Source organism: Armatimonas sp. (assembly GCF_964826245.1).
Window position 1 is genome coordinate 1 of sequence record NZ_CBAYMC010000201.1, and the last position, 8,254, is coordinate 8,254.

Annotated in this window: 5 protein-coding genes and 1 pseudogene; all 6 read left to right on the top strand. The window is 60.0% G+C overall.

Annotated features, from left to right (window positions below):
- Window positions 1-2,272: pseudogene (locus AC1XOS_RS16840) on the top strand (hypothetical protein); the annotation flags it as partial.
- A 20-nt stretch (window positions 2,273-2,292) separates the two neighbouring features.
- Window positions 2,293-3,081, top strand: a complete 789-nt coding sequence (locus tag AC1XOS_RS16845; protein ID WP_481963386.1) for an enoyl-ACP reductase FabI — start codon at window positions 2,293-2,295, stop codon at window positions 3,079-3,081.
- 10 nt (window positions 3,082-3,091) lie between these two features.
- The gene (locus tag AC1XOS_RS16850; RefSeq protein WP_481963387.1) at window positions 3,092-3,859 is read left to right on the top strand and encodes a hypothetical protein; all 768 of its coding nucleotides are present in this window, start codon (window positions 3,092-3,094) and stop codon (window positions 3,857-3,859) included.
- Window positions 3,860-3,896: 37 nt separating this feature from the next.
- Window positions 3,897-5,876 carry an ATP-dependent DNA helicase gene (locus AC1XOS_RS16855; RefSeq protein ID WP_481963388.1) on the top strand — a complete coding sequence of 660 codons (1,980 nt, stop codon included), beginning with the start codon at window positions 3,897-3,899 and terminating at the stop codon, window positions 5,874-5,876.
- Window positions 5,877-5,967: 91 nt separating this feature from the next.
- Window positions 5,968-7,308: an adenylosuccinate synthase gene (locus tag AC1XOS_RS16860; RefSeq protein ID WP_481963389.1), complete on the top strand. Its 1,341-nt coding sequence runs from the start codon at window positions 5,968-5,970 to the stop codon at window positions 7,306-7,308.
- A 180-nt stretch (window positions 7,309-7,488) separates the two neighbouring features.
- A partial coding sequence (locus AC1XOS_RS16865; RefSeq protein WP_481963390.1) for an ABC transporter substrate-binding protein occupies window positions 7,489-8,254 on the top strand: 766 nt, incomplete at its 3' end.

An 8,254-nucleotide genomic window follows, 5' to 3' on the forward strand; every position in this document is an offset into this window, starting at 1 on the left:
TCCCAAGCAAGGCAATCTCTTAGCTGGCGAAGGAGGGCTCAGTCTCACCCGCCAAGGTGTGACCCTCTCGGTGGAAACAAAAGACCAACCCGCTCTCCTGCAAGACAACCGGGCCTTTAATGCACGCGAGCTGGAGCTGCGCTTTGGCAAGCAGTCCCCTGAGGCGGGCGGCCGGCTCTGGAAAGCGGGGCAGCCCGAGACCTTTGAGCTTCTGATTTCTTTTCCCTCTCCCATCGCCCTGATCCGCGAGGAGCCTCTGACCATCACTGCGGGCGAGGACTGGATCGCTTTGGACGAGAGCAGCGCGGAGATTACGCCAGGCAGTGCCCTGGACTTTTCCTCGCTTCTGGATGCCCCCGCCGGAAAGCTTGGGCGGGTGGTCGTGAGTGGTGGACACTTTGGTTTTGAGAAGGGCACGAAGCCGCAGCGCTTCTGGGGAGCCAATCTGTGCTTTGGGGCGAACTATCTGGAGAAGCCTGACTCGGACAAGCTGGCCGAGCGCTTGGCGCGGCTGGGCTATAACAGTGTCAGAGTTCATCACTTTGATGGCGAGGCCCTAAACGCCGCCTCACTCGACAAGCTGGACTACTTGATCGCCGCACTGAAAAAACGCGGCCTCTATATCAAGACCGATCTCTATGTCTCACGTCCCGTTCCCGACACAATCGCACTGGGCGACTTTAAAGCCGCGATCTTCGTCTCAGACGCAGCCTTGGGCAACTGGAAAGACTTCACCAAAGCCCTCCTGAACCATGTCAATCCCTACACCCAGCTAGCCTGGAAAGACGAGCCTGCCATTGGCTGGCTCAGTGTGGTCAACGAGTCCAATCTCACCAATGGCCTCGCAGGTTTTAAGCCCGAGCTCATGGCACTCCTAGACAAAGAGTGGCAAGCCTGGCGCAAGGGTCGCGGCCTCGCACCCGCGGCTTTACCGCGCCAAGCAGGCAGCGATAAAGTGGGTCGTGAAGTAGGTGCTTTCTTTACCCTGCTCCATGAGCGCGGCTACGCCAAGATGAAAGCTTTTATCCGGGAGCAGGGCTGTAAGGCGCTCTTAACGGACATGAACGGCTGGTCCGAGAGCCCCGCGTTCATGGCGGCGCGCACCAGCCTAGACTTTGTGGACAACCATTTCTACTGGGATCATCCACGCTTTCTAGAGACCGACTGGCAGCTCCCCTCCGAAGGCTATCAAGAAGGCGCCAGTGCCATCGGGAGCGGCGGCACTGGCCCTAGTAACGTCGCGATGACCCGCCTCTTTGGCAAGCCGTTCACCGTCAGTGAGTTTAACTACACCGCTCCCAATCCTCACCGTAGTGAAGGTGGACTGATCATGGGAGCCGCTGCAGGACTTCAGGACTGGGATGGAGTCTGGCGCTTTGCCTACTCCCATAGCAAAGAGTCGGCAGTGGCCCCCGGAGCGCTAAGCTACTTTGACCTCGCCAACGACCCTGTGAGCCTTGCCAGCGACCGGGCGGGAATCTTGCTCTTCACGCGCGGGGATGTGCGCCCTGCTCCTGGCGCGGTCTCACGCCACCTACGCCGCGATGAGCTGCTCACTAAGCCGGAGCTGGCTGTCTCGCCGGGTTTTGGGGAGCTGGCCCTGGTTACCCGTGTCGGAACGTGGATTGAAGATGCCTCCGGCCCCCTTGCCCCGCCCCGCCCCGCAGAGCTGCGCCTGACCAAGGGAGAGTCAAAAGACGCGCTCGCCCAGCTTTTCCAGACCAATCGCCTGCCGGAGAGCAACCGAACCAACTTCGACACCCAAGAGCGCCAGTCGGAGACGGGTGAGGTCTTTGTCAATGGCCAGTTTGGCTCCATCCGGATCGTGACCCCACGCACTCTAGGAGGTGTCTGCCCCGAAGGGGATGCAATCAAGTGCGGCCCTCTGCGAATCGCTGCGGAGGGCACGGAAGCAATGGTCTATGTTTCCTCTCTGGATGGCAAGCCTGTCTCGGAGAGTGGACGCCTGCTGGTGGCCCATGTGACGGACATCCAGAACACCGGAGCCCGCTACAGCACTTCAAACCGTCGGATCCTAGAGAGCTGGGGCACTCTCCCCCACCTAGCAAAGCGCGGGACAGCCAACCTCACGCTCACCCGAAAGCTCACCGGAAAAGTCGAGGCATGGCGGCTCGACACCAGCGGTAATCGCCTCACTCCCCTAGCCGCCAAGCTCACCGGCACCGAGCTAACCTTGCCACTGACCACACTCGGCCCTGACGGAAAAGCGACGATATACTATGAAGTAGTGATCAAGGGGGCAACCCCCTAATGGGAAGTATGAGGTTTTGAATGGGTTTTCTGGAAGGTAAGAAGGGTCTGATCTACGGAGTGCGCAACCAGCGCTCCATTGCCTGGGGCTGTGCGCAGTCGCTGGCACGCGAGGGAGCTGAACTAGCACTCACGTTTTTAGGGGAGCGTGAGGAGCAAGATGTCCGTAAGCTCTCGCCCGAGCTCGGGGATGCGGTCAAGCTGATTCAGGGCTGTGATCTCACCCAGCCCGACCAAGTCGAGGCGCTCCATACGGCCATCAAAGAGTCGCTTGGACAGCTTGATTTCGTGATCCATGCGGTCGCCTTTGCCAAGAAAGACGATCTCTCCAACCCGTTTGTCCAGACCTCCGCAGACGGCTTCGCGCTGGCGATGAATGTCTCGGCTTACACGCTGGTCGCGGCTGCCCGTGCCGCAGAGCCGCTGATGACCGAAGGCGGAAGCATCTTGACACTGACATATCTCGGGGCCGACCGGGTGATTCCGAACTACAACGTGATGGGAGTCGCCAAAGCGGCCTTGGAATCCTCAGTGCGCTACTTGGCAAGTGAGCTTGGCCCGAAGAAAATCCGTGTCAATGCCATCTCTGCTGGCCCCGTCATGACACTCTCCGCACGGGGAATCGCGGGCTTTACGGGGCTCTATAAAGCAATCGCGGATGTCGCGCCTCTGCGCAAAGCCACTGATATTGACGAAGTTGGGGACACGGCGGCGTTTTTATGCTCAAATCTGTCACGCGGCATCACCGGCGAGACGTTGTTTGTGGATAGTGGCTATCATATCGTCGGAATGATAACCGGAAACGAGTAAACCCATGCGCGTGCCCCTCTTCCTTGCTCTTGCTCTCTTTATCGCCGGTTGCGGTGGAGGCGGTGGAGGCAGTAGCGATCCAGGGGCAAGCTCCGTCGTGGCGGCGCGGGCAACCCTGGCCTCGGACTCGGCCTCAGAAGTGCTGATTCAGTGGGCCGCGCCGCTGGATATCTCGGCCCAGCGCATTGTCGAATATCAAGTCTTCCGGGGCGGTGATCGAATTGGGGCCACCAGCAAAGACGGTCGCAGCTTTCGCGACACGACCAGCGAGGGGACGTTCGCGTATCAAGAAGCCAGTGGCACCACACTCACGCCCCGCACGGGCAACCACACCGCGCTTCGTCCTGGTGGCACAACGCGCTACCAGGTTCGCGTCGTCTTCCAGCGAATCGAGCCCAGTGGTGCGACAAGCTACGCAGAGACGAGCTTAAACGCACCCGGGGTGGCCACCACGCCACTCGTTCGCCCCAGTATCGCCAGTGTCACTCCACAGGCCACCGAGGCCCTCGTGCGATTTCCCAAGCTAGACGGAGCCGACCAGTACCAAGTAGAGCTCTCCGCCTTTTCAGACTTCCGCAGCAAGAGTATCCGTGGCCCGGTTGTTGTCACCAGCGGCGAGGGGCTCATCACCATCCCCTGGCCCGCAGATAGCACCAGTGGCGGCACGGTCTATGTCCGGGTTGGAGCCCGCTCCACCGCCGATGCCACACCCCCCCTCACCACCGATCCCAATGGCGATGACTACCTCTACTCCAACGCACAAACAATTGTCCGTTAGTGAACAATAGTATGAGGCAGACGATACAATAGCTATCGTGTCTGCTTCCCTCTCGCGTGTCTTTGGTAAAAATGGCCCTCTGGGCAAGCGGCTTCCGGGCTTTTCGCCACGTGCGGAGCAGACAGCACTGGCGGAGGCGATTGCACTAGGGCTGGAGCAGAGCCGTCCGGTCTTAGCAGAGGCAGGAACCGGTGTGGGAAAGAGCCTCGCCTATCTCGTCCCGCTCCTCCGTTGGCTGGAGAAAACCGAAGGCCGTGCGGTGATCTCCACGCACACTCTAGGTCTTCAGGGACAGCTTATCGAGCGCGACATCCCTGCCGTCTTAGCCGCGCTGGAGTCGCCGATTGAGGCTGCGGTGCTCAAGGGGCGCCAGAACTTTCTCTGCTGGCAGGAGCTGGAGATCGCCTCGGGAGAGCTCTGGACCTTTGGCGATCCCACCTTTAAGAATGTCCAGCGCTGGGCCAGCGAGAGCGACACCGGCGATGTGGCGGAGCTTGACTTCACCTACTCCGGCTGGAGCGAGATCGCGGCGCACCCAGACACCTGCCGCCATCGAGAGTGCCGCCACTACGACAAGTGTTTCTACTACAAGGCCCGCAAAAATGCCGAGCAGTGTCGGCTCTTGGTGGTCAACCACGCGCTCTTTTTCGCGGATCTTCGCCTGCGCCGCCAGAACCCAGAAGGCCCCAGTCTGATCCCCAGCTACGATGCCGTGGTCTTCGACGAGGCGCACCACGTGGACGATGTCGCGACCCGTGCCTTTGGTCTGGAGTGGAGCTCGCGCCGCGTGCCGATCCTGCTCTCACGCTGCAAGCGCCTGCCTCAGCTCAAGGCCAACCAGCTCGCGGCCATTGATGCCATTCACGAGCGCTTGCTGGACCCCTACTTGGCTGCAGGCAACTACGAAGGCTTTATGCGAGAAGTAGACGCGCCGCAGTTCCGTGAGCTGCGTGATGCGGTCGGCGTGGCGCTGGATGCTCTCGCCAAAGACTTAGTCAATATCGCCGAGACAACCACGAAGCCGACGGAGAAAGAGAAAGCGGTCGGGCTGGCAAAGACTGCCACGCGCCTCTCGACAGAGCTCTCTGCCTTTCACACGGAGCCGCAAGACGACTCCTACTTTCTCTGGTACCACAACCGCACCCTGCGCGGCGGCGGCGTGATGACCACGCTGGTTCGCACGCCCTACGAGACTGCGCCCACTCTCGAAGAGGCACTCTACTCTCGCCTAGAGCGCGTCACGTTTGTCTCCGCCACGCTCGCCACAAGCGGCGGCTTCGAGAACGCCGCAAAGCGCCTAGGCCTAGTCACCCCCCTAGCCCCCACCGGGCACCCTTTGGGCGGGGGGGAGATCAATGCGATCCAGAGCATCCAAGGCTCACCGTTTGAGTACCAGAAAAATAGCCTTCTCTACATTCCACGCCAGCTTGGCCCTCCCGCCAACACGGATATCTACGCGGAGCGGATGCTCTTTGAGGTGCAGAATCTCATCAAGCTTGCCAAGGGCCGGACGTTTGTCTTGTTCACGTCGCACCGGATGCTCTCACTGGCCAAAGAGCGCCTCAAGCAGAGCCTGGAGTACCCGATCTTTGCGCAGGGCGAGGCTCCCAATGCACGGCTTGTCGAGAGCTTCACCAAGGCGGGCAATGGCGTTCTCCTAGGCACGAGTAGCTTCTGGGAAGGCGTGGATGTGCCGGGGGAGGCGCTCTCTCTAGTGATCTTGGATAAGCTCCCCTTCCCCACTCCGGACTCGCCGCCGCTACGTGCCCGTGAGGAGCGCATCAAAGCAGCAGGCGGCGATGCCTTTAATGAGTTCAGCCTGCCTGTAACCGAGCTGCGCCTCAAGCAGGGCTTTGGGCGCTTACTGCGAACGACAACCGACCGGGGGGTGGTCGCCATCTTGGATGCCCGGCTCTGGAGCAAGGCCTACGGCAGAAAGTTACTCGATGCCCTTCCTCCCTGCCCAAAAACCGATCAAATTGATCGGGTCGCTGCGTTCTTCGGAGCCGAGTCGTGATACAATCTTGGTGCGTGAGAGCGCAAACGGAATCCTTATGTAGGATAGCGGCTCGCTATCCTTTTTTTTTCATGGGGGGAGTAGGTTGTCTATGGGCGCGGTAGTGGTCGTGGGGACGCACTGGGGAGACGAAGCAAAGGGTAAGCTGGTAGATCTCCTCGCACAAGATGCGGAGCTGGTAATCCGCTACGGGGGCGGTCCCAATGCAGGCCACACGGTTCATGTGGGCGAGAGCACCTACAAGTTCCACCTGATCCCCTCCGGGATTCTCAACCCGAAAACTCTCTCCATCATGGCCGATGGGATGGTCATTGACCCCGCCACTCTGGTGCGCGAGATCGAGACCCTTCAGGGCGTGGGAATTGACACGAGCAACCTGCGAATCTCCCACAACGCCCATGTGATTCTTCCCTACCACCGCCTGCTGGATCAGCTCGAAGAGAAGCTCAAGGGGGCGGGTGCGATTGGGACGACGGGGCGCGGTGTCGGGCCGTGCTATGCCGACAAGGCGAGCCGTGTCGGGGTGCGAATGGGCGATCTGATTGATCCCAAGCGCCTGCGTGAGCGCTTGACGGCTGCCCTGCCACTGAAGAATGCCATTCTGACTAAAGTCTTTGAGGCAGAGGCCGTGGAGCTTGAGGCGCTGATTGCCGAGCTCACCCCGCTCGGCGAGAAGCTGGCCCGCTATGTCTGTGACACGCAGGCACTCGCAGGCGAGGCACTGGAAGCCAATAAGCGTATCCTCTTTGAGGGAGCACAGGCCACCATGCTCGACATTGATGGCGGAACCTACCCGTTTGTGACCAGCTCCCACCCGATCTCCGGCGGCGCGTGTATCGGCACGGGCGTCCCTCCCACCGCCATCAGCGAGATTCTAGGCGTGGTGAAAGCCTACACCAGCCGGGTCGGGGCGGGAACCGTCCCTACTGAGCTGCTGGATGAGCGGGGCGATAAAATCCGCGAGCGTGGCAATGAGTACGGCACCACCACAGGCCGTCCTCGCCGTATTGGCTGGCTGGATGGCTTTGCCCTCCAGTACGCCGCGCGGGTGAATGGCCTCACGGGAATCTGTATTGGGCACTTAGATGTTCTCGCGGGCTTTGAGACGATCAATATCTGCGTCGGCTATACCAAAAACGGTGTCCTGCTCAAGCACTTTCCTGCAGGAGATGTCTGCCTGATGGACGGCTGCGAGCCGGTCTACGAGGCGCTTCCAGGCTGGCCAGAGGACTCCATAGACAACGTCACGCGCTTTGAAGACCTCCCGGCCAATGCCCAGGCCTATGTCCGCCGCGTCGAGCTGCTTGCCGGGGTTCCTGCCCGCTTCGTCTCCATCGGTCCCCGCCGCGATCAGACTCTGCTAACGCCCAACTCTCCCGCTCCTGCACAGCTCTTTGCCAGTCCCAAAATTTCTCTCCTCACTGAAAAATAACAAGCATCAGTATTCACACTTGAAGATTTCTGTGGGTTAGTTTATACTCTCTCCACGATGCTTTCTAGAAAAGACGGAGTGTGGATCAGTCTTCAGGGAACTCTGGTCATTATTGACTGAGTACCCTGCCCTCGAATGTTCACTATCGCCAAGCGCCGCGAGGGACGGTAGCATATCCCTATGCCTACTCGCCGTGCTTTTTTGTGTCTCCTGGGAGTCCCGCTCCTCGCGGGTTGCCCGAAACCTGCAACTCCCCCAACCAGCTCTAGCCCTAACATAGCGGCTCGTGAGGATCTAAAAGTTGGCTTTCTGCCTGTCACGTGCCATCTGACTTGCCCGGTGACGGACTTCGCCTCGCGCACTAGCTCCACGGCGCACTATGAGTCGGAGAAGTTTCTCTCCTGGCCCGATGTTGCCAATGCCTTTAAGGCGGGCCGGCTTGATGCGACGTTTATGATCGCACCGCTTGCCATGGTACTGCGCGAGCAAGGTGTGCCTTGCCATATTGTCTATCTTGGTCACCGCGATGGCTCCACCGTCATTGTCGCTAAGAACAGCACTGCCAAGAGCCTCAAAGATCTCAAGGGACAGACATTTGCCATCCCCAACAAAGCCTCCAACCAGTACCTCGTGATCCGCTACTTGATGGAGAAAGAAGGCATGGCAGAAGGCGATCTGATCTTCAAGGAGCTACCGCCCCCGCAGATGCCCGCCGCGCTTGCCGCAGGGAGTATCGCAGGCTACTTTGTGGGAGAGCCTCACGCCGCCAAAGCCGAAGTGACCGGTGTGGGGCGGGTGCTCTACAAGGCAAAAGACATCTGGCCGCAGTTTATCTCGTGTGTGCTCGTTGTCTCGGATCGCTTGATCGCTCAGAAACCCGCGCTTGTCAAAGACCTCGTGCGCGGAATCGCCGAGTCCGGGGAGTGGGCGGAGAACCACCGCGATG

Excerpts from the sequence above, each read along its gene's own strand:
- AC1XOS_RS16860 (WP_481963389.1), top strand. The coding sequence starts at position 5,968 with ATGGGCGCGGTAGTGGTCGTGGGGACGCACTGGGGAGACGAAGCAAAG.
- AC1XOS_RS16845 (WP_481963386.1), top strand. The coding sequence starts at position 2,293 with ATGGGTTTTCTGGAAGGTAAGAAGGGTCTGATCTACGGAGTGCGCAAC.